This window comes from Clostridium sp. Cult2, assembly GCF_021655075.1.
In the GTDB taxonomy this organism is placed as follows: Bacteria; Bacillota; Clostridia; order Tissierellales; family Tepidimicrobiaceae; genus Schnuerera.
Window position 1 is genome coordinate 17,295 of the sequence record NZ_PPXX01000104.1, and the last position, 21,036, is coordinate 38,330.

Consider the following 21,036-nt stretch of genomic DNA (forward strand, 5'->3'; position numbering starts at 1 on the left):
TTCCTAGTAGAGGAGAGTATATTCTCAAAAGGGTGAATATATTCTATTACCTTAATTATAAACGAAAGGAGAACTAGGATGGATAATATATATAGAACTATACATAAGTACGGAGAAGATGAAATAATAATCAATAAATCAAGATTTATCGGATATGCAATGCCAATAGAATCAGAAGAAGAAGCCTTAGATTTAATTGAAAATATAAAGACAAAACATAGGGATGCAACTCATAATGTATATGCATATGTTTTAGGTGAAGATAACAATATTCAGCGGTTTAGTGATGATGGAGAACCATCAGGCACTGCAGGTATACCTGCATTAGAAGTAATTAAAAAAGAAGACCTTCGAAATGTGGTAGTGGTAATTACTAGATATTTCGGTGGTATTAAATTAGGCACTGGAGGACTTATAAGAGCTTATACCAAAGGGGCAAAAATTGGATTAGAATCGGGAATAATAATTCATAAGGTACTCCATACTAAATTGAAGGTTAGAATAGATTACACTATATATGGAGTTATTGAAAATTATCTTATGACTAAAGGCTATTTGGTAGATGGTATAGTATACGATGATGCAGTAAATATTTATGTACTTATAAAATTTTCAGAAGTTGACTTTTTTATAAAAACTATTACTGATTTGACTAGTGGCAATGCAATTATTGAATATGAAGATGAGGAATATATTTCTATGAAAGATGGGAAAAGAATAAAATAGCCTAAATAAATATACGCCTAAGGGGTATAAATCCATTGAGGTGATTCTATGGTAAAAGAAGAGATGTTAAATAAGAAAGTTTGGGCTGTTGTAGGAGCAACACCTAATAAGGAGAAATATGGATACAAAATATGGAAAAAACTATTAGACCATGGTTATGAAACCTACGGGATTAATCCAAATTATGATTTTATCGATAATAAAAAAGTATATTCAAACTTGAAAGAAGTACCAAAGAAAGTTGAAGTTATCGATTTAGTTGTTCCACCTAAAATTAGCCTAAATGTTTTAGAAGAAGCAAAAGAATTAGGTATTGATTATATATGGTTTCAACCTGGCACTTATAATGATGGAGTCATAGAAAAAGCTAAAGACTTGGGTTTTAAGATTTTGTATGATGATTGCGTTTTAGCTACATTAATTGAACTTGAAGAGAAATAGGTCTGTTAAGGCCTATTTCTTTTTGAAAAATTCATATATTCCAATTAGGAGAAGAAAAAGTCCAAAATATTTTCTTAGGGAGTTTGGATTTGTTTTGATAGCAAGCATAGAGCCAATAACAGCACCACCAATGCCCCCTAGTATAATCCATTTAGCATATTTAAAATCTATATTCTTTTCTTTTATATGTATTACTAAAGCCACAATAGCTACAGGTATGAATACTATTAAATTTATTCCTTGAGCTTCTTGTTGTTTTAAAGAACCAAAAAAGACTAGGGAAGGAATTAGAATTGCGCCTCCCCCAATACCCATGCCACTAATAATACCAGATAAAAATCCAATTATGAACAATTTCATATGATTATCATCCTTATAGCAGTATAGATAATTATACTACCAAATATTTTTCTAAGAATTGGTATGGGAACTTTATTTAAAAACTTAGCACCTATGATACTGCCAATAATACCACCTAATACTATAATTAATGAAATATCTAATCTGATAATATTATTCTTTAAATAGATGAAGGAACTGATTATAGACAAGGGCAATATTATAGAGATTGCAGTTGCATGAGCCTTGTAATCCTCTATTCCCAGTAGAAATACTAGAGCTGGAACTACCAAGGTTCCTCCACCAGAGCCAAACAATCCATTGACTAATCCTGTTATAAGGCCTATTCCAATGAATTTAATAGGTTTTGAATGCATAATTATCTCCTTTATGTTATAATTAATTAGGTTAATACCTATTGTTACTAACTATTAATCTTACCATAATTGTATAACTTATACTTAAAGTATAAAGATGGAGGTAGCAAGATGGAAAACGTTGAAAGAACTTGTAATGAACTTGTAGAATGGTTGAAAAATAAAGTATCAGAAGCCGGTGGTAGTGGATTGGTATTTGGATTAAGTGGTGGCATTGATTCTGCAGTAGTAGCTGGTCTATCAAAAAGAGCCTTCCCAATGAATTCCTTAGGTATTATTATGCCTTGTCATAGCAATCCAATAGATGAAGAACACGGAAGATTGGTTGCAGATAGTTTAGATTTAAAAATTGAAATCGTAGACCTTTCTAGAGTATATGATCAGTTTATTGATTCGGTAAATATAAAACCTACTAACAAATTGGCTATGGCTAATGTAAAACCAAGGCTTAGGATGACTACATTATACTATTTCGCTCAAAACTATAACTATTTAGTTGTTGGTTCAAGTAATAAGAGTGAATTTACTGTTGGTTACTTTACTAAACACGGTGATAGTGGTGTAGACTTATTACCTCTAGCATCTTTTGTAAAGGCTGATGTGAGAGAAATGGCTAGATATTTAAATATTCCTAAATTGATAATTGAAAAGCCACCTACAGCAGGTTTATGGGAAAATCAAACTGATGAAGATGAAATGGGCTTTGGGTACAATATTTTAGATGACTATATTGAAAATAACAAGGGGCCTAAAAATGTAGTTGAAAAGATTGAAAAAATGAATATAATAAGTGAACACAAGAGGAATTTTCCACCTATTTTTATACCAAAAAAACAACAAAAATAATGTTTAATAATCAATATTGTGTTAAAATGTATTAGCAATAATTTAAGGATGGTGAAGTTAAATGGCAGGTCATTCTAAATGGAATAACATCAAAAATAGAAAAGGCAAAGAAGATGCCAGAAGAGCAAAAGAATTTACGAAATTAGGTAGATATATTATGGTAGCAGCAAAAGAGGGTGGAGCAGACCCAGAATACAATCCAGCTTTAAAAGCAGCCATCGAAAAGGCAAAAGTTGCCAATATGCCTAATGATAATATTGAAAGAGCTATTAAAAAGGGTAGTGGAGAATTAGGAGCTGACAATTTCGAAGATATTGTTTATGAAGGATATGGACCTGGAGGAATTGCAGTATTTGTATCTTGTTTAACAGATAACAGAAACAGGACAGCTTCTGAAATAAGACATGCATTTGATAAATACGGCGGAAATTTAGGTCAATCAGGTTGTGTTTCTTTTATGTTTGATAGAAAAGGGCTATTAGCAATAGAAAAGAATGGGGAAATAGATGAAGAAGAGTTAATGCTTCAAGTAATAGATCTTGGTGCAGAAGATTTTAATAGCGATGAAGATGGCTATGAAATAATAACAAGCCCTGAGGATTTTAATGAAATTCGTGATTCATTAAATGAAAGTGGATATGAATTTGCAGTGGCAGAATTAGCCTTCTTACCGCAAAACACAACGGAGTTAAATAGTGAAGAAGATATTAAAAATATGGTTAAACTAATAGAAATATTAGAAGATAATGATGATGTACAGGAAATTTATCATAACTGGGAAATTCCTGATGATTTAGAATTTTAATAAAAATCAAGGTTACTTCTGTATAAAAAACACTACTTTTAACATAATAATTTTATAGGGATTATCTATAAAAGGAATATAAGGAGTGAATATATGGTAGTCAACCAAACCTTTGAATCAATAAAAGAAAGATTTAGAAAAGCGGATGTAGATGGGAAGATAGAGATATACACTACTGTACAAGGTCTTACAGTTGAACAATACAAAGAACTCTTAAGAATGTTTCCCATTAAATATTTAGACAGATTAGAAAAAGCTATGGGATAAATTTATAGGTTGAAAGAAATTAATTAATCTTTCAACCTTTTTTATAGATTTTTTATCAATAAAATACATAATAAGGGAGAGGAGATTTGATTTGAAAAGAATAATTATGATTATTTTAATATTAGTTTTGCCTTGTTATGTTTTATTAAAGAGTGTTGAGATAAATACATTTAATAAGAGTATATATTTGAACTCCTATGAAATTCACAATATTTCAACTGTAACAGGAAAATCTAATGAAGAATTAGAAGGAATTACTGAGATTATTTTTGATTACTTGAAACAAGATTTAGGCGGACAAGCTTTAAAGCCCTATTTTAATGAAAGAGAAATTATGCACATGGAAGATGTTAAGGAACTTTTTAAATATGGATTTATCCTAAAAAAGATTTTATTTTTTTCAACTCTATTGATTTTAATAATTCTTTTTACCCAAAAGGACTGGAAAAGCCTTGGTAGTGTGCTATTTTATGGAACCTTTATATGGTGGGGATTATTCTTGTTACTATTTATATTATCCATGGTAGATTTTAATAGATATTTTACTTACTTTCATCTAGTGTTTTTCGACAATGATCTATGGTTATTAAATCCTAAAACAGATTTATTGATACAAATGCTACCAGAAGAATTCTTTATCAGTATATTTATCCGAATTATATTATTATTCCTATTAATATTGGCAATAATACAAATAGTTGGTTATATATTGATAAAGAAAGGAAAGGAATACAATGGAGGGATTATTAAATTTTAAAGACTATTTCAACCGAATTAGAAGGCAAGTTTTATTAAATAGTTATTATACCACCAGGATAAAAGACGGGAAGAGTATCCATGCTTCTTTAATAGATTGGATTTTTATATCTTTAATCTTAGCTGTATTTTTTTTAATAACCATATTTAATACAACTAAAAATATTATTTTATCAATAATATTGACTATATTGCTAGTTGGGATTTATCTAATAATTATAGTAGTTTGGAAAGGAAGGACTAGATATAAAAAGATTAATGAAATAAACGAAGATATAGCTAATAAACAAATTATTAATGAAATCGCAAAGTATGGCAATCGTGATTTTTTAATATTTATAAAAGAACTGCTGGAACAATATTACAAGGCATTGTTTTTTCAATATAATAGTCATATTAACTTTATTGGGGAAGTTAATGGAGATATATATGGGGTCAAATGTTTTAAGAATTCATTTGACAATAAAGTTATTTTGAAAGATATAGAACATTTCAATGAAGAGATGAAGAATAAGAGTATTGAAGAAGGGATGATAGTTACTAGTTCTTCTTTTGATGACGAAGTTAAGAAAGAAACAGAGTATCTTTTAATAGATTATGATGAAATTAAAAAGATGCTTAAAGAAACTGGAACTTATCCAACAAAAGAAGATATAGAAGAAATAATAATTTCTAAATATAAAGATAGGAAAGGGAATATTAAAGAAAGGTTAAGTTTTTATAGGAAAGACAAAATATACAAATCTATTTTGCTAGGGATAATTCTTTATCTAATTTCTTCTTTTGTTTCCTACCCCCTATATTATAAAATAATGGCTTTTTTATCTATTGCCTTTGGAATAATCATAGGAGTATATAATCTAATAAAATTTTTGGAGAAGAACTATGTAGAATAGGTTATAATATAGTTATACTGACAACTTCTTCCTTTTATTGGATAGAAGTTTTCTTATAAGGGGATGATTATATGATAAGATATTTAACTGCTGGAGAATCTCATGGTAAAGGATTAATTGGCATAATAGAAGGTTTTCCATCAAATATATATTTTGATATTGAGTTTATAAATAATGAGTTAAGTAGAAGGCAGAAAGGTTATGGGAGAAGTAGCAGAATGTCTATAGAGAAAGATGAAATTCAAGTAATATCTGGAGTAAACAAAGGCTATACTACGGGGAATCCAATATCCATTATGGTAGAAAATAAAGGTACTAATATAGATTTAGCAGAAGTTACAAGACCTAGACCAGGTCATGGAGACTTGTCAGGTGCTTTAAAATATAACCTAGAAGGTGCCAGAAATGTGTTGGAGAGAGCAAGTGCTAGAGAAACTGCCATGAGAGTTGCTGTGGGGAGTATATGTAAATTGCTTTTAATGGAATTTAATATTCATATTCTTAGCCATGTAATCCAGATAGGTGGTATAAAAATTCCAGAAGAAATTTACACTAATTTCAGTATGGATAAGATACTAGCAGCAGATGAATCTGTTGTTAGGGTATTAGACAGAGATATAGAAAAGAAGATAATATCGAAAATTGAGAATACCAAAGAAGAAGGGGATACTTTAGGGGGAATATTTGAGGTAATTGGAATGAATATACCTGTAGGATTAGGTAGTTATACTAATTGGGATAGAAAGCTTGATGGTAAAATTGCTCAATCCATTATGAGTATTCCAGGGATTAAAGGAATTGAATTTGGATTGGGTTTTGAAATAGCTAATAGGCTAGGTTCCCAAGTTCATGATGAGATATATTTTGATGGGAATAAGTATTATAGAAAAACAAATAATGCAGGGGGGATAGAAGGAGGGGTTTCTAATGGAGAATATATAATATTTAGAGCAATTATGAAACCCATACCCACCTTAAAAAAGCCATTAGAAACTATAGATATTAAGACTAAGGAAAAAACATTAGCCCAGTTTGAGCGGTCTGATGTTTGCGCTGTACCGTCAGCTAGTATAGTAGCTGAGAATATGCTTGCCTGCATACTAGCTAATGAGATGATGTTGAAATTTGGTGGAGATAGTCTTGAGGAAATTAAAACTAATTTTTATAATTATATGGAGAGATTAAAAAACAGGTGATAATATGAAAATTAAAATAGGCAAGAATATATTAAATGAATTGAACAGCTATTTGAAAGATATAGGAGTTAAAAACTTATACATAATAACTGACGAAAATGTAAACAATCTTTATGAAGATTATTTATATGAAAATGTTAAGGAATTTGATTTTACCACTTATGTTTTAGCACCAGGAGAAAGAAGCAAATCCATAGATACTACTTTTTCCATATATGATAATCTAATAGAAAATAACATAGATAGAAATACTTTAATACTTAGTTTTGGTGGAGGAGTAGTAGGTGATATAACAGGTTTTGTTGCTTCTACCTTTAAAAGAGGTATAAATTATATTCAAATACCTACAACCCTTTTAGCCCAAGTAGATAGCAGCATTGGTGGAAAAGTAGGAATAGACTATGGAGGACTTAAAAACATTATAGGATCTTTTTATTTTCCAAATCTAATTATAATAGATGTAATTTTTTTAAAAACCCTATCTAAAAGAGATATAATTTCTGGTTTAGGTGAAATTTTAAAATATGGTCTAATAGTTGATTATAATCTATTTAAATTTGTCAGTTCCAATCTTTCAAATATATATAGAAAAGATATAAACATTCTTCTTGAAATAATTAATCAATCTGTTTCAATCAAAAAAAATATAGTAAATATGGACAAGTATGATAAAGGTTTAAGGAGGATATTAAACTTTGGACATACTATTGGGCATGGTATAGAAGCTTATTATAATTTTACTAAATTCAATCATGGAGAAACTGTAATTTTAGGTATGATATATGAATCATATATAGCAAAAGAAAAAGGGCTAATAGATGATATTTATTTCGAAGAGATTAATGATGTTCTTAAAAAACTTGTAATGCCAATAAAGTTTAATATTGAAGAAATTGAAAGGTTAATAAAAATAATGAGAAATGATAAGAAAAATTTTGATGGAAACATTGTATTTGTTCTGCCTATAGGTGAAGGGAAAGTAGAGGTTTTTAATGATATTGATGAAAAAATAATTAAAAAAAGTCTAAAGGGTGAATGGATTTGATTATTAATGGTAATACATATAGATTATTAGGAGAGATAGTAGTTTCTGGTGACAAGTCTATTTCCCATAGAAGCATTATAATTGGTTCTTTAGCTGAAGGTAATACTTTAATATCTGGTATTTTAATGTCTGAAGATGTTAGAAGAACCATAGCAGCTTTTAAAAGCATGGGGGTAGATATAGATGAAGGCGAAAATATAGTTTTCATTGAAGGGGTAGGTAGAAAGGGATTAAAAAAGCCTAAGTCTATTATTGATTGTGGTAATTCTGGCACTACTATGAGACTTTTAAGTGGAATTTTGGTAGGTCAAAAGTTTTCTACTACTTTAATAGGAGATCAATCCTTAATGAATAGGCCAATGGATAGGATTATTATTCCATTAATGAGAATGGGAGCTAATATCAAAGGAAGAGAAGATAGATATCCTCCAGTAGAAATTAAACCTAGCTTTAAAACCTTAGAAGGAATTAATTATAAGCTACCAATAGCCAGTGCTCAAGTTAAATCTGCTATACTATTAGCAACTTTATTTGCAGAAGGACAGACTAGAATTATTGAGAATAAAATGACTCGGGATCATACTGAAAGGATGTTGAATTATTTTGGTTGCACTGTATATAATGAAAAAGGGCAAATACAAATAAATTCTAATTGCATTTTATCTGGGAAGGATATCTACATTCCTGGAGATTTATCTTCTGCTGCATATTTTATGGTTGCAGCTTCTTTAATAGAAGGTTCTAATATTATTATTAAGAATGTAGGAATTAACCCTACAAGAACTGGCATCATTAGGGTATTAAAGAGAATGGGAGCTAATATAAAGATTTTCAATAAAAGATATATTAATAATGAACCTGTTGCTGATATTCAAGTGAAACATTCTAAACTAAAGGGGATTATTATAGATGGAGATATGATTGGGACTTTAATAGATGAGATTCCTATTATTGCAGTTGCAGCTTCTCTATCTGAAGGAATTACTGTTATTAGAGATGCAGAGGAGTTAAAATATAAAGAAAGCAATAGAATAAAAGCAATATCAACTGAATTAAGGAAAATGGGAGTAAATATTAAGGAACTACCTGATGGAATGGTTATTGAAGGTGGAAGTTTTTTGGAGTCTGCTGACCTTGTTTCTCATAATGATCATAGGATTGCTATGGCATTATCCATTGCAGCCTTAAGGGGGGAAGGAAAATCTAATATAAAGGGATACGAATGTGTAAATATTTCCTATCCAGATTTTTACAATTCCCTTTTTAAACTATTATCATAGATGTTTGATTTTTTATATGTAAACTAATATAATTAGTGAAGAAGATAACATAATAATATGAGGAGGTATATAGGATGAATTATAAGTTACCGATTGCATTATCTAATAGACATATCCATTTAAGTGAAAAAGATTTAGATATTTTATTTGGACAAGATTATCAATTAACTAAAACAAAGGACTTATCTCAGCCAGGACAATATGCTTGTGAAGAAAGAGTAGATATAGTTGGTCAAAAAGGAACCATTAAAGGTGTTAGAGTTTTAGGACCAGAAAGAAGTAAAACCCAGATAGAAATTTCTATTTCTGATGCTTTTAAACTTGGCGTTAAACCGGTGGTCAGAAATTCAGGAGATATAGAAGGAACACCAGGAGTGAAGGTTGTAGGCCCAAAAGGCGAAATCGATTTAGAAGATGGAACAATAGTTGCAGCAAGACATGTACATATGCATACAGCAGATGGTGAGAAATTTGGAGTTAAAGATGGGGATGTAGTTAGGATAAAGACTCATGGTATGAGATCTGTAATATTTGAAAATGTTTTAGCTAGAGTAAAAGATAATTTTGCATTAGAAATGCATGTTGATATAGAAGAAGGAAATGCAGCGGGAGTAAAAAATGGAGATTTGGTGGAATTAATTAAAGAATGAGAGGTGATTTAATGAAAACCATAGCTTCTATGATTGATCATACGTTGCTAAAACCTGAAGCTAGTAAAGAAATGATTCAAGACTTATGTAATGAAGCAAAAGAATATGGTTTTGCTGCAGTATGTGTTAATCCTTTCTATGTAAAGTTGGCTAAGGAAATTTTAATGGGTTCAGAGGTTAAAGTTGCAACGGTAATAGGTTTTCCATTAGGTGCTAATACTAAGGAGGTTAAAGCCTATGAAACCGCTAAGGCTATTGAAGGTGGGGCTGAGGAAGTTGATATGGTGATAAACATTGGAGCTTTAAAGAATAAAGATTATGATGTTGTAAAAGAGGATATTAAGGCTGTTATAAATGCAGCTAATAATAAGGCAATTGTAAAAGTCATAATAGAGACCTGTTTGTTAACCCATAAAGAAAAGGTTAAAGCCTGTGAATTAGCTATGGAAGCTGGTGCTGATTTTGTAAAAACTTCTACTGGATTTAGCACTGGAGGTGCTACTGTAGAAGATGTTAAGCTTATGAAAAAAGTTGTAGGAAGTAAATTGAAAATTAAAGCCTCAGGAGGAATTAGAGATTATGCATCGGCAATGGCTATGATTGAAGCAGGGGCTTCAAGAATTGGAGCGAGTGCTTCTGTTAAAATAGTCAAAGGAACAAAATAAAACTATTCTGTAAAAGCTAGATAGTAATATTGGACTATCTAGCTTTTACATTTAAATAACTGATTAGTTTTGGTGCAAATGGGTAAAATTAACATAGTTAAAAAAGTATAGGAGGAGATAATTAATGAGCCAATATCATGAACCTATAGAATTATTAGATGAAAAGTCTAAAGATATCGTTAGAGCTTTAAACAGTTTAAAAGAGGAAGTAGAAGCTGTAGATTGGTATAATCAAAGGGTAGTAGCTTCTAATGATGAAGAATTAAAAGCTATTATGGCCCACAATAGGGATGAAGAAATCGAACATGTATGTATGACATTAGAATGGTTAAGAAGAAATATGCCTGTGTGGGATCAAGAATTAAGAACTTACTTATTTACTGAAGGACCTATTGCTGGTATTGAAGAAACTGCAATGGGAAGGGATACTGAAGAAATTCCTGAAGGAAAATCTGGATTAAGTGTTGGAGACTTAAAATAAAGGAGTGAAATGGAAATGTTATATAGAGAACTTGCACCTATTACTAAAGAAGCTTGGGAAGAAATAGAAGAAAGGCTCATGGAAGTTTTCAAAAACTATCTTTCTGCAAGAAAGGTAGTTAAAGTTGAAGGACCTAAAGGTCGTGACTTTAATGTAATAACCGATGGAAGGTTAGGAGAAATAAAAGAAGATGATGAACTTTGTTATGGCCTTTACAATGTGTTGCCATTAACAGAGGCAAGGATTGAATTTGAAATGGATAGATGGGAATTAGATAATATCTCCCGAGGAGCAAAGGATATAGACTATGAGCCTTTAGAAGAAGCTGCTAAAAAAATTGCACTCTTTGAAGAAAATGCAGTATATAACGGGCTGGAGAATGCACATATAAAGGGGTTGGTTAAGTCAGCTGAGGGAGATGCTTTAAATTTTGGTAATGACCCTAATTCCATTATGGATTCAATTACAAAAGGATTGATAAGACTTAAGGAAGTTTATCAAGAAGGACCTTTCACTCTAATAGTAGGAGAAGAAGCTTATAGGAGAATTATCTCTAAGGAGACTGGTTACCCATTAGAAAGAAGGATAGAAAATCTTCTTGGACACAAAATTATCTACAGCCATGTTGTAGATGGAGCACTATTAGTCCCTTACGACCATGAAGATTTAGAGTTAACTATAGGAGAAGATTTATCTATTGGTTATCAATATAATGATAATAAGAAAGTAAGATTTTTCATCACAGAATCCTTTACGTTTAGAGTATTAGATCCAACTATCATAATTAATTATAAACTATAGTAAATACCTAATATTTAGTAATATTCTATATGTGTAAACAATAGAAATATAAATGTAGAAAGATATTTAGAAAGTAATGATTGTATTGGAATTTAGGCATAAACCTATAATGTATATTGTCAACTACATATAAGGTTTATGCCTTTATTATTAATAGAAAGGAGAGTAGAGTATTTATTATAATTATTAGTTTAAACAAAAGGAGGTATTTTTAATGAGAGGTTTCTTTGGAAAATTACAAAAGCTTGGAAGAGCCTTGATGCTACCAGTAGCTGTATTACCTATCGCAGGTTTACTTTTAAGGTTAGGAGCAGATGATGTTTTCAACGTTCCTTTTATCGCAGAAGCGGGAGGAGCTATACTGGGGAACCTTCCTATTATCTTTGCCATAGGTGTGGCAGTTGGTTTATCTTTTGATAATTCGGGAGCTTCAGGACTAGCGGGGGTAGTAGGTTATTTTGTTCTTACTGCTGGAGCAGCAGTTATTAATGATACCATAAATATGGGAGTACTTGGAGGTATTATTGCAGGTGTAGTAGCAGGGAACTTATACAATAAGTATTATGATATTAAACTACCGGATTGGTTAGGTTTCTTTGGAGGCAGAAGATTTGTTCCTATTGTAACGGGTTTTGTATCTATAATTTTAGCCCTTATGTTTGGATATATTTGGCCACCTATTCAAAGTGGAATTGATGCAGCTGCAAATTGGATGATAGGAGCAGGAGCCATTGGAGTATTTGCTTTTGGGTTTTTAAATAGGCTTTTAATTCCAGTGGGATTACATCATGTTATTAACAATCTTGTCTGGTTTATATTTGGCGAATATGGAGGTGCAACAGGAGATTATGGTAGATTTTTAGCAGGAGACCCTAATGCAGGAGTATTCATGGCAGGTTTTTATCCAATAATGATGTTTGGGTTAGTTGGAGCTGCCTTGGCTATGTATAAGACAGCCAAACCTGAGAATAGAAAACAGATAAGTGGAGCCTTGTTTTCTGTAGGATTTACATCTTTTCTTACAGGGATTACTGAACCTATAGAATTCTTATTCATGTTTTTAGCACCATCCTTATATATTATTCATGCTCTGCTATCAGGAGTAGCTTTAGCAGTTTCATACATGCTAAATATAAAACACGGATTCAGTTTTTCTGCAGGTGCCATAGACTATTTCTTATATATGAAATTAGCGACTAATGGGTGGTTACTAATTCCAGTAGGATTGGCTTTTGGAATAATATATTATTTAATATTTGTATTTGCAATAAAGAAATTAGATTTACCCACTCCAGGTAGGGTAGATGAAGAAGGGGAAGGCCTAGATGAGTTAATAGAGGAAAGAGGAATGAGTGGTGTAGCAGTAGCATATATAGACGCCCTAGGTGGAGTAGACAATATTAGAGAAGTTAGTGCATGTATTACTAGACTTAGATTAGTTGTAAATGATAGTTCTCTAATTAATGAAGAAGAATTGAAAAAACTAGGTGTATCAGGATTACTAAAACCTACCGCTAATAATGTTCAAGTAATAGTTGGCACAAGAGCTGAAATAATTGCTGATGAGATAAAGAACAATTTAAACATTTTAAACAAAAAATAATAAGGATATAACAGAATATGGTGGCTAGTCTTTAGTCACCATATTCCATTAGTATGAACAAAGGGAGGAAAGAGATGGTAAAAAGAATATTGGATTTAGATACATCAGATATCAAAAACATGAACAAAAAAGAAAAATTGCTGAGTATAAAGGCTGGTGAGGGAAGAACTGTTGTTAGTGAAATTATATCTGTAGCTCCGCCACTTCTCTGGGATGTAAGCAATATAGAGTTGGCTTCAGCTTTTGGAGCTGATATACTTTTATTAAATATGTATGATATAGACAATCCCAAAATAGAAGGAATACCATATAAAGATTCATCTAAGCTTATCGAAAATGTAAAAAGATTGACAGGTCGAATGGTAGGAGTCAATTTAGAACCAGTAGATTTAGATGAAGAAGTCCAAGATAGAATTTTTTTGCCAAAGGGTAGATTGGCAACAGTTGAAAATGTAAAAAAGCTAGTAAGTCAAGGGGCAGACATGATATTATTGACTGGAAATCCTAAGACAGGAGTTTCTAACAATCAAATTATTAAAGCCATAGGTAAGATAAAATATACTCTCGGAGACCAAATAATAATTGCATCAGGGAAAATGCATGGTTCAGGAAGTATAAAGGAATCAGGTGCCAATATTATTAGCAAAGAGTTGATAAAGGAATTCATCCAAGCAGGTAGCGATATAATTCTAATACCTGCACCTGGGACTGTACCGGGAATGACAGTTGATTATGTCAAAGAATTAGTAGATTATGTCCACTCCTTAGGTAAATTGACTATAACATCAATAGGTACCTCTCAGGAAGGAGCAGATCAGTGGACTATTAGAAATATTGCCCTAAATAGTAAGATGACAGGTACTGATATTCATCATATAGGTGATGCAGGCATGTCGCCAGGGATGGCTACCCCTGAAAATATTATGATATATTCCATTGCAATTAAGGGTAAAAGGCATACTTATAGGAGGATGGCTAGGTCTGTAAATAGATAAACCAAGGAGGATATTATCTCTCCTTGGTTTATACATTAAATCTAAACAGTACTACATCTCCATCTTGTATTATATAATCTTTTCCTTCTGATCTTACAAGTCCCTTTTCTTTTGCTTGGGTAGCTCCACCACATTCTAAAAGGTCTTTATAGTTAATAACTTCTGCTCGAATAAAACCACGTTCTATATCTGTGTGTATCTTTCCCGCTGCTTGAGGAGCTTTGGTGTTCTTTTTAATGGTCCAAGCTCTTACTTCCTTAGGACCAGAGGTTAAAAAACTCATAAGACCTAAAAGGTCATAACTTGCATTTATTAGCTTATCTAGTCCAGATTCTTCTAATCCTAATTCAGCTAAAAACTCCTTTTTTTCTTCTATGTTTAATTGGGATATTTCTGATTCAATTTTTGCTGAAACTACAATTACTTCAGAGTTTTCTTTTGAGGCATATTCTTTAACGGATTTTACATATTTATTATCTTCACCTTTAACCAAGTCTTCTTCAGATATATTGCAAACATATAATACAGGTTTTAAAGATAACAATCCAAAGCTTTTCAATAAATTTATCTCTTCTTCAGTAAAATCAATACTCCTTAAAGGTTTTTCTCTCTCAATAGAATCTTTTATAGTTTTTAATAACTCAAACTCTTTAAAATAAGATTTGTCACCTTTAACTATTTTTTCAACTTTGTGAAATCTATTGCTGACAATTTCTAAATCGGAGAGCATTAGTTCTAAGTTAATGATTTCAATATCATCAATGGGACTAATTTTCCCTTCTACATGGGTTACATTTTCATCTTCGAAACATCTAACTACATGAACTATTGCTTCTACTTCTCTAATATGGGATAAAAATTTATTTCCTAACCCTTCACCTTTACTGGCACCTTTTACTAGTCCAGCTATATCAAAGAATTCTATAGTAGCAGGTACTATTTTTTCTGGGTTTACTAAATCAGCTAACATATCAAGCCTTTTATCTGGAACAGATACTATTCCCACGTTAGGTTCTATAGTACAAAATGGATAATTTTGTGCTTCTGCTTTAGCGGCAGTTAACGCATTAAATAAAGTGCTTTTCCCTACATTTGGTAGTCCAACTATTCCTAATTTCATTAATATCTTCCTTTCATAATCCTAAAACTTTGCACAAGAATTATTATATATTATATAAATGCTCAATTCAACACTAAGGAGATAATATTAATAGGATAACCGATTAAATATTAATCAATTATTCTATTTTGTAATAAATTTTTATATTATTGAAAAACTATATAATAGGAGGAGGGTAAAATATATGAAAAGGAAAGTTATACTATTATTAATTATTGTATTAATAATAGGTGGCATTATAAATGGCTGTACCAAAGATGATATATCAAGGGAAGAAAATGAAGAAGAGGAAATAGCATTAGATGTGGGTGGCAAGAATCACGATATTTTAGTACGCTCTGAAAATATTTCTGACTTAGTGGTAAATTTATATGGAATAGATAATGCTACATCTATTATATTTAATGATGTAGTGGCTATAGGATTAGTAATGGCAGAAGGTTCTAAATTGACTGATGATGTCAAGGAAATGATTATTGATACAGTATTGGAAAATGATACTATGATAAGACAAGTACTAATAACAGACAATAAAAAAATATTTGATCAAATAGAAAATATTATATTATCTTTAATAGATGGCAATTCCTACGATGAACATGTAAAAGAAATAAATAGGGTCATAGAAAAATTAAAAAAAGAATAAACAATAACCCGTTATCTAAACGGGTTTTATTTATACAATAGTCCCTCATTAAATATTATATTTTTCAGTATATTAATATTTGGCTGCTATAGGTAAATAAGAAATTTTATGCTATACTAACTATATTAAGAAGTATAGGGAAGGTGACTAAAGATGAATCCTGTAGCATTTAAAGTATTTGGTATAGAGGTTATGTGGTATGGTATTTTGATATCCATTGGAGTGGTCATAGGCACTATTTTAGCATTAAAAGAAGCCAAAAGATTAGGGATTGAAGAAGATACAATGATAGACCTTTTATTATATGCTATACCAATAGCATTAATAGGAGCTAGAGTGCATTATGTGATTTTTAGCTGGGATTATTATAGGAATAATATGGTAGAAATATTCCATTTTAGAGGTGGAGGTTTAGCTATCCATGGAGCAATAATATCAGCTATTATTGTTGCAGTAATATTTACTAGAAAAAGGAAAGTGGATTTTTGGAAGATAGCTGACGCATGTGCTCCCAGTTTAATTCTTGGGCAGGCAATAGGAAGATGGGGTAATTATATAAATCAAGAAGCTTATGGTACACCTACAGATTTGCCTTGGGGAATAATTGTAGATGGAATAAAAGTACATCCTACATTTTTATACGAATCCATAGGAAATTTTTTAATTTTTATATTTCTCTTGTGGTATAGGCGAAATAAGGCTAAAGTTTCAGGAGAGGTATTTTTACTTTATCTGATGTTATATTCTATTATAAGGTATTTTGTTGAAGGGCTTAGAACGGATAGTTTAATGCTAGGACCTATAAGGATAGCCCAGTTAATTAGTATTGCATCGGTATTTTTAACAATTTATTTTTTCATAAAAAGGAGGAAAAACCATTTCATATAAAAATAGAGGGAAACCTCTATTTTTTTTCTTTTTTTTGCTTAGTTATCGAAAAATTGTCAAATAATAATACAAAAAGAAGTAAAATGTAAAAATAGGACTATAGGACTACTAAAAAAAAGAAAATATTTTAAAATTAAAGAAGGAATTAATGAAATGGTATAGAATTAATAATATGTGGGGTAAAGTGGTAGGAAGTGGGGTAAAAGATAACAAAAGGGACAGTAAAGGATGAGCGGTATGTTTATAGGTGAATACCAACATATTATTGATAATAAAGGAAGGGTAATAATGCCTTCAAAATTTAGAGATGACCTAGGGTCAAATTTTATAATGACCAAAGGCCTTGATAACTGTCTATTTGTTTATCCCAATGAAGAGTGGCAGGTACTTGAAAAAAGATTAAGATCTTTACCACTTACAAATAGGGATGCTAGAGCTTTTGTAAGATTTTTCTTTGCGGGGGCTACCGAATGTATATTGGATAAACAAGGAAGGGTACTTATACCTAGCAACTTAAGGGAACATGCAAAACTAGAGAAAGATGCTGTAATTATTGGTGTGGCTGCCCGAATTGAGATATGGAGCAAAGAAGAATGGATTGCTTACAATGATGATGATAGTTTAAGTTATGATAGTATCGCTGAAAAAATGGCGGAATTAGGAATTTAATATTGAGGAGTGAATGGTTTGGTATTTGAACACACACCTGTATTGCTAAAAGAAGCAATAGATGGATTAAATATAAAAAAAGATGGAATTTATGTAGATGGAACCTTAGGTGGTGCTGGTCATTCTTTAGAAATAGTTAAAAAGTTGACAACAGGCAAATTAATAGGTATTGATCAGGACTTAAATGCAATAAAAAAAGCAAAAGAAGTGTTAAAGAATTATTTGGATAAGACAATATTAGTTCATGATAACTATGTTAATATACAGAAAATATTATCTGATTTGAAAGTTGAAAAAGTTGATGGAATTTTATTGGATATAGGGGTGTCTTCTCATCAATTAGACCAGGAAGAAAGAGGTTTCTCCTATCATAAAGATGCTCCTTTAGATATGAGAATGGATAAGAGTAAAGAATTTACAGCATGGAATGTAGTAAACAAATACTCTCAGATAGAATTAGAAAAGGTTATTTGGGATTATGGGGAGGAAAGATGGGCAAAACGCATTGCAGAGTTTATAGTAAATGAGAGAAAATTGAAATCAATTGATACCACTTTGGATTTAGTGGATGTTATCAAAAAAGCTATACCTAAAAAGGTTAGAATGGAAGGTCACCACCCTGCTAAGAGAACCTTTCAAGCTATTAGGATAGAGGTAAACAGAGAGTTAGATGTATTGGAAAGGAGCATACCTACAATGTGTAGATTGCTTAACAAAGGAGGAAGGTTATGTATAATTACTTTTCACTCCCTAGAAGACAGAATTGTAAAAGAGAAATTTAAAGAATTAAACAGAGATTGCATATGTCCACCTGAGTTTCCAATATGTGTCTGTGATAAGGAAAAAGAGATTAATATAATTACAAGGAAACCAATAACACCAAGTTTAGAAGAAGTGGGGAAGAATCCCAGAGCTAGAAGCTCAAAGTTAAGAATAGCTGAACGGGTTTAAGTTCTAAAACAAAGGGGGTAGGAATAAATTGTTAGTAGCTAAGAAAGAATTTGATTATTATTATCCTGAAGAAATTGACATAGAAAAGAAAAAAACTAGAAGAAGAGTTGTAACAAGAAAGAAAAAGAATAAAGCTTTGTATAGATTGGCTATTATGGGAATTGCAATGATTGGATTATTATTATCTTTGCTTATACTATATAGATATGCCAATATTACAAAGCTTAGATTGGAGATTACAGAATTGGAGAAGCAAAAAATTGAATTAGAAAAAGAGAAGGAAATTCTAGTTGCAGAATTAGAAACTATAAAAAGCTCTTCTAAAATTCAAGAAGACGCAATGGTAAAGCTAGGTATGGATTATCCATCAGAAGAACAGGTAGTTTATCTAGATATAGATGAACTATCTTATGCAGACAAACTAAATATAACAGAGGAATTTTCCATAGCGAGAAAATTTAAAAGTATTATGAATTTGGTACTGAGTTTATTTTAGGGGGGTTAGCTTTGGCAGTACCTAGTAATTCTTCAAAAAAAAGATTGATATTTATATTTATTGTAGTTATAGTAGTGATTTTTTCACTTATTGTAAGACTAGGGTATATTCAAATTGCAACAGGGGAAGAATTGAAAAAAGGAGCCTTAGAACAATGGACAAAGGGCATAGAAATAAAATCTAAAAGGGGTATTATATACGATAGAAATGGGAAAAAATTAGCTATTTCTGTTAGTTCCTATACTGTATGGGCTAGCCCTGCTGATATAACAAATCCAGAAGAGACAGCAAAGCAGGTGGCAGAAGTACTAGGCATGGAGGAAAAGGTAGTTTATGAAAAAATTATAAAAAAATCAAATGTGGAAAAGATAAAGCAATGGATAACCAAAGAAGAAGCTAAAACATTAAGGAACTTAGGATTGTCAGGAATTGAAGTTGTTGATGATAATAAAAGATATTATCCTTATGAAGATTTTGCAAGTTATATTATTGGTTTTACTGATATAGACAATTATGGGTTATATGGAATTGAAAAGACCTATGATAAATATCTATCTGGAACCCCTGGAAGATGGGTTAAAACAGAAGATGCAAAGGGTAGACAGATGCCCTATGATGGGGAAAGGATTTATGATGCGGAAGATGGATTAAATGTAGTATTAACTATTGATGAAACTATACAGCATTTTGTTGAGAAGGCTGCCATGGAATCTTTAATAACAAATAAAGCCAAAAACGTTTCAATATTAGTTATGGAACCAAATAATGGAGATATACTTGCAATGACAACTTTACCACAATATAATCCAAATAATCCTAGGGAACCTTTAGATGAAGAAGAAAAGAAAGTATGGGAAAATTTATCTGATGAGGAATTGAAAAAAGAGTGGTATGATATGTGGCGTAATTTTGCAATTAATGATGCTTATGAACCTGGTTCTACCTTTAAAACAATAGTAGCTGCTGCTGCTCTTGAAGAAAACATAGTAAATGTCAATAGTAATTTTTACTGTAATGGGTTTGTAAGAGATATACCTGGTGAAGTTTTAAAATGCGCTAGATGGTATAATCCTCATGGAGCTCAAACTTTAAGGGAAGGTATTGAAAATTCATGTAATGTGGTTTTTGTTGATTTAGGGAGAAGATTAGGAAAAGAAAAACTTTATAAATATATTAAAGCCTTTGGATTTGGGGAAAAAACTGGTATTGAGTTAACTGGTGAGCAAGGAGGAATAATACCAATTAATACGGATGTAATAAGAGAAATTAATGTGGCTACTATGTCTTATGGTCATGGAGTAGCTGTAACCCCGATACAACTAATTAATGCAGTATCAGCAATTGCTAATGGTGGTAATCTAATGAAGCCAAGGCTTGTATCACAGTTAATTGATAATGAAGGCAATGTTATTATAGAAAACAAACCAGAAGTTAGACGACAGGTTATATCCAAGGCAACTTCAGATACCATGTTGGATTTAATGGAAGGTGTTGTTTCAAAAGGGACTGGTTCCAATGCTTATGTACCAGGATATAAGGTGGCTGGGAAAACTGGGACCGCTCAAAAGATAATAGATGGAAGATATGCACCTGGAAAGTATATTGGTTCATTTGTAGCAGTGGCACCAGCTACAAATCCAAAGATAGCTGTATTGGTTATTGTAGATGAACCTGAAGGTATCTATTATGGTGGTAGTGTTGCTGCTCCTGTAGCAGGTAAGATAATTGAGGAAACTCTATCTTATCTTGAAATTAAACCAGAATTTACTGAAGAAGAAAAAGAACTATTTGAATACACCATAGAAGTGCCTGATGTGCGAAATATGACAATAGAAGAAGCTGGCAAAAAATTATCTGAATTGGGGTTTAAATATACAACTGAATCCTTGAATATCATAGAAAACTCCATGATAATTGACCAATTCCCATTGCCAGGTACTGAAGTGACCAAAGGTTCTATAATAGATTTATATTTAGATGAAGATGATAAAGGGGAAAATTAAATATTATATAAAAGTTGAATTATCATTTACTAAAGAGTATATTATTAAGGGGCGACTTTTATAGTTGCCTTTTAATTCATTATATTAAAATGAA

General features: G+C 31.2%; 25 protein-coding genes. 22 read left to right on the plus strand and 3 right to left on the minus strand.

Translation table 11 applies throughout. The annotated features are described in order from the left end of the window. The first annotated feature begins 78 nt into the window (after positions 1-78). Positions 79-726, plus strand: a complete 648-nt coding sequence (locus tag C3E90_RS11505; protein ID WP_236915817.1) for a YigZ family protein — start codon at positions 79-81, stop codon at positions 724-726. Between the two features lie 48 nt (positions 727-774). Beyond that, positions 775-1,167 carry a CoA-binding protein gene (locus C3E90_RS11510; RefSeq protein WP_236915818.1) on the plus strand — a complete coding sequence of 131 codons (393 nt, stop codon included), beginning with the start codon at positions 775-777 and terminating at the stop codon, positions 1,165-1,167. Positions 1,168-1,179: 12 nt separating this feature from the next. Here C3E90_RS11510 and C3E90_RS11515 read toward each other — a convergent pair whose 3' ends face one another. Both C3E90_RS11515 and C3E90_RS11520 read right to left on the minus strand, forming a co-directional pair. After that, on the minus strand, positions 1,180-1,527 hold the full coding sequence (locus C3E90_RS11515; protein WP_236915819.1) for a sulfite exporter TauE/SafE family protein: 348 nt from the start codon (positions 1,525-1,527) through the stop codon (positions 1,180-1,182). Beyond that, positions 1,524-1,883 carry a sulfite exporter TauE/SafE family protein gene (locus C3E90_RS11520; RefSeq protein ID WP_236915820.1) on the minus strand — a complete coding sequence of 120 codons (360 nt, stop codon included), beginning with the start codon at positions 1,881-1,883 and terminating at the stop codon, positions 1,524-1,526. The genes C3E90_RS11515 and C3E90_RS11520 overlap by 4 nt, the downstream gene beginning before the upstream one ends. Before the next feature lie 111 nt (positions 1,884-1,994). Here C3E90_RS11520 and nadE point away from each other — a divergent pair, with 111 nt between their 5' ends. The 14 genes from nadE (at position 1,995) to C3E90_RS11590 (ending at position 14,169) form a co-directional block, all read left to right on the plus strand. Further along, entirely contained in the window at positions 1,995-2,729 is a 735-nt protein-coding gene (gene nadE / locus C3E90_RS11525) for an NAD(+) synthase (protein WP_236915821.1), read from the plus strand. A gap of 61 nt (positions 2,730-2,790) precedes the next feature. Beyond that, positions 2,791-3,534: a YebC/PmpR family DNA-binding transcriptional regulator gene (locus C3E90_RS11530; RefSeq protein WP_236915822.1), complete on the plus strand. Its 744-nt coding sequence runs from the start codon at positions 2,791-2,793 to the stop codon at positions 3,532-3,534. A 93-nt stretch (positions 3,535-3,627) separates the two neighbouring features. Continuing rightward, the gene (locus C3E90_RS11535; protein WP_005582038.1) at positions 3,628-3,801 is read left to right on the plus strand and encodes a hypothetical protein; all 174 of its coding nucleotides are present in this window, start codon (positions 3,628-3,630) and stop codon (positions 3,799-3,801) included. A 91-nt stretch (positions 3,802-3,892) separates the two neighbouring features. Beyond that, positions 3,893-4,558 carry a TIGR01906 family membrane protein gene (locus C3E90_RS11540; RefSeq protein ID WP_236915823.1) on the plus strand — a complete coding sequence of 222 codons (666 nt, stop codon included), beginning with the start codon at positions 3,893-3,895 and terminating at the stop codon, positions 4,556-4,558. Next, positions 4,536-5,453 carry a hypothetical protein gene (locus C3E90_RS11545; RefSeq protein ID WP_236915824.1) on the plus strand — a complete coding sequence of 306 codons (918 nt, stop codon included), beginning with the start codon at positions 4,536-4,538 and terminating at the stop codon, positions 5,451-5,453. Before C3E90_RS11540 ends, C3E90_RS11545 begins: the two co-directional genes overlap by 23 nt. A gap of 71 nt (positions 5,454-5,524) precedes the next feature. Beyond that, positions 5,525-6,649 (plus strand): chorismate synthase, encoded by a 1,125-nt coding sequence (gene aroC / locus C3E90_RS11550; RefSeq protein WP_272879139.1) that lies wholly within the window; start codon positions 5,525-5,527, stop codon positions 6,647-6,649. A 4-nt stretch (positions 6,650-6,653) separates the two neighbouring features. Continuing rightward, positions 6,654-7,694: a 3-dehydroquinate synthase gene (gene aroB, locus C3E90_RS11555; protein ID WP_236915825.1), complete on the plus strand. Its 1,041-nt coding sequence runs from the start codon at positions 6,654-6,656 to the stop codon at positions 7,692-7,694. Next, the gene (gene aroA / locus C3E90_RS11560; RefSeq protein ID WP_442870580.1) at positions 7,691-8,974 is read left to right on the plus strand and encodes a 3-phosphoshikimate 1-carboxyvinyltransferase; all 1,284 of its coding nucleotides are present in this window, start codon (positions 7,691-7,693) and stop codon (positions 8,972-8,974) included. Before aroB ends, aroA begins: the two co-directional genes overlap by 4 nt. Positions 8,975-9,048: 74 nt before the next feature. Further along, positions 9,049-9,624, plus strand: coding sequence for a phosphate propanoyltransferase (gene pduL / locus C3E90_RS11565; RefSeq protein WP_236915827.1), 576 nt, complete (start codon positions 9,049-9,051; stop codon positions 9,622-9,624). After that, the gene (gene deoC / locus C3E90_RS11570) at positions 9,621-10,289 is read left to right on the plus strand and encodes a deoxyribose-phosphate aldolase (protein WP_442870581.1); all 669 of its coding nucleotides are present in this window, start codon (positions 9,621-9,623) and stop codon (positions 10,287-10,289) included. Before pduL ends, deoC begins: the two co-directional genes overlap by 4 nt. Positions 10,290-10,413: 124 nt before the next feature. Further along, positions 10,414-10,770 (plus strand): ferritin-like domain-containing protein, encoded by a 357-nt coding sequence (locus C3E90_RS11575; RefSeq protein ID WP_236915828.1) that lies wholly within the window; start codon positions 10,414-10,416, stop codon positions 10,768-10,770. A 15-nt stretch (positions 10,771-10,785) separates the two neighbouring features. After that, a complete protein-coding gene (locus tag C3E90_RS11580; RefSeq protein WP_236915829.1) occupies positions 10,786-11,571 on the plus strand; it encodes a family 1 encapsulin nanocompartment shell protein in 786 nt (261 codons plus the stop codon). Positions 11,572-11,785: 214 nt separating this feature from the next. Then, positions 11,786-13,174, plus strand: coding sequence for an N-acetylglucosamine-specific PTS transporter subunit IIBC (gene nagE / locus C3E90_RS11585; protein WP_236915830.1), 1,389 nt, complete (start codon positions 11,786-11,788; stop codon positions 13,172-13,174). Between the two features lie 74 nt (positions 13,175-13,248). Then, complete coding sequence (locus tag C3E90_RS11590) at positions 13,249-14,169, plus strand: DUF7916 family protein (RefSeq protein ID WP_236915831.1); 921 nt, start codon at positions 13,249-13,251, stop codon at positions 14,167-14,169. A gap of 28 nt (positions 14,170-14,197) precedes the next feature. Here the strand turns inward: C3E90_RS11590 and ychF are convergent, their stop codons facing one another. Next, positions 14,198-15,289 carry a redox-regulated ATPase YchF gene (gene ychF, locus C3E90_RS11595; protein WP_236915832.1) on the minus strand — a complete coding sequence of 364 codons (1,092 nt, stop codon included), beginning with the start codon at positions 15,287-15,289 and terminating at the stop codon, positions 14,198-14,200. Positions 15,290-15,473: 184 nt separating this feature from the next. Here ychF and C3E90_RS11600 point away from each other — a divergent pair, with 184 nt between their 5' ends. The 6 genes from C3E90_RS11600 (at position 15,474) to C3E90_RS11625 (ending at position 20,942) form a co-directional block, all read left to right on the plus strand. Beyond that, positions 15,474-15,935 (plus strand): YhcN/YlaJ family sporulation lipoprotein, encoded by a 462-nt coding sequence (locus C3E90_RS11600; RefSeq protein WP_236915833.1) that lies wholly within the window; start codon positions 15,474-15,476, stop codon positions 15,933-15,935. Between the two features lie 153 nt (positions 15,936-16,088). Continuing rightward, the gene (gene lgt, locus C3E90_RS11605; RefSeq protein ID WP_236915834.1) at positions 16,089-16,823 is read left to right on the plus strand and encodes a prolipoprotein diacylglyceryl transferase; all 735 of its coding nucleotides are present in this window, start codon (positions 16,089-16,091) and stop codon (positions 16,821-16,823) included. 237 nt (positions 16,824-17,060) lie between these two features. Beyond that, positions 17,061-17,492 carry a division/cell wall cluster transcriptional repressor MraZ gene (mraZ, locus tag C3E90_RS11610; protein WP_236915835.1) on the plus strand — a complete coding sequence of 144 codons (432 nt, stop codon included), beginning with the start codon at positions 17,061-17,063 and terminating at the stop codon, positions 17,490-17,492. Between the two features lie 18 nt (positions 17,493-17,510). Continuing rightward, the gene (gene rsmH, locus C3E90_RS11615) at positions 17,511-18,443 is read left to right on the plus strand and encodes a 16S rRNA (cytosine(1402)-N(4))-methyltransferase RsmH (RefSeq protein WP_236915836.1); all 933 of its coding nucleotides are present in this window, start codon (positions 17,511-17,513) and stop codon (positions 18,441-18,443) included. Positions 18,444-18,471: 28 nt separating this feature from the next. Next, a complete protein-coding gene (locus C3E90_RS11620) occupies positions 18,472-18,939 on the plus strand; it encodes a hypothetical protein (RefSeq protein WP_236915837.1) in 468 nt (155 codons plus the stop codon). A gap of 11 nt (positions 18,940-18,950) precedes the next feature. Continuing rightward, a complete protein-coding gene (locus C3E90_RS11625; RefSeq protein WP_236915838.1) occupies positions 18,951-20,942 on the plus strand; it encodes a penicillin-binding transpeptidase domain-containing protein in 1,992 nt (663 codons plus the stop codon). Positions 20,943-21,036 lie beyond the last annotated feature (94 nt).

What these genes read in the sequence shown, in the direction of transcription:
- C3E90_RS11590 (WP_236915831.1), top strand. Translation starts at nt 13,249, where the DNA reads ATGGTAAAAAGAATATTGGATTTAGATACATCAGATATCAAAAACATG.
- C3E90_RS11530 (WP_236915822.1), top strand. Translation starts at nt 2,791, where the DNA reads ATGGCAGGTCATTCTAAATGGAATAACATCAAAAATAGAAAAGGCAAA.
- C3E90_RS11520 (WP_236915820.1), bottom strand. Translation starts at nt 1,883, where the DNA reads ATGCATTCAAAACCTATTAAATTCATTGGAATAGGCCTTATAACAGGA.
- lgt (WP_236915834.1), top strand. Translation starts at nt 16,089, where the DNA reads ATGAATCCTGTAGCATTTAAAGTATTTGGTATAGAGGTTATGTGGTAT.
- aroB (WP_236915825.1), top strand. Translation starts at nt 6,654, where the DNA reads ATGAAAATTAAAATAGGCAAGAATATATTAAATGAATTGAACAGCTAT.
- aroC (WP_272879139.1), top strand. Translation starts at nt 5,525, where the DNA reads ATGATAAGATATTTAACTGCTGGAGAATCTCATGGTAAAGGATTAATT.
- mraZ (WP_236915835.1), top strand. Translation starts at nt 17,061, where the DNA reads ATGTTTATAGGTGAATACCAACATATTATTGATAATAAAGGAAGGGTA.
- deoC (WP_442870581.1), top strand. Translation starts at nt 9,621, where the DNA reads ATGAGAGGTGATTTAATGAAAACCATAGCTTCTATGATTGATCATACG.
- C3E90_RS11545 (WP_236915824.1), top strand. Translation starts at nt 4,536, where the DNA reads ATGGAGGGATTATTAAATTTTAAAGACTATTTCAACCGAATTAGAAGG.
- ychF (WP_236915832.1), bottom strand. Translation starts at nt 15,289, where the DNA reads ATGAAATTAGGAATAGTTGGACTACCAAATGTAGGGAAAAGCACTTTA.
- nadE (WP_236915821.1), top strand. Translation starts at nt 1,995, where the DNA reads ATGGAAAACGTTGAAAGAACTTGTAATGAACTTGTAGAATGGTTGAAA.
- C3E90_RS11600 (WP_236915833.1), top strand. Translation starts at nt 15,474, where the DNA reads ATGAAAAGGAAAGTTATACTATTATTAATTATTGTATTAATAATAGGT.
- C3E90_RS11510 (WP_236915818.1), top strand. Translation starts at nt 775, where the DNA reads ATGGTAAAAGAAGAGATGTTAAATAAGAAAGTTTGGGCTGTTGTAGGA.
- C3E90_RS11505 (WP_236915817.1), top strand. Translation starts at nt 79, where the DNA reads ATGGATAATATATATAGAACTATACATAAGTACGGAGAAGATGAAATA.
- C3E90_RS11580 (WP_236915829.1), top strand. Translation starts at nt 10,786, where the DNA reads ATGTTATATAGAGAACTTGCACCTATTACTAAAGAAGCTTGGGAAGAA.
- nagE (WP_236915830.1), top strand. Translation starts at nt 11,786, where the DNA reads ATGAGAGGTTTCTTTGGAAAATTACAAAAGCTTGGAAGAGCCTTGATG.
- C3E90_RS11535 (WP_005582038.1), top strand. Translation starts at nt 3,628, where the DNA reads ATGGTAGTCAACCAAACCTTTGAATCAATAAAAGAAAGATTTAGAAAA.
- pduL (WP_236915827.1), top strand. Translation starts at nt 9,049, where the DNA reads ATGAATTATAAGTTACCGATTGCATTATCTAATAGACATATCCATTTA.
- C3E90_RS11575 (WP_236915828.1), top strand. Translation starts at nt 10,414, where the DNA reads ATGAGCCAATATCATGAACCTATAGAATTATTAGATGAAAAGTCTAAA.
- C3E90_RS11515 (WP_236915819.1), bottom strand. Translation starts at nt 1,527, where the DNA reads ATGAAATTGTTCATAATTGGATTTTTATCTGGTATTATTAGTGGCATG.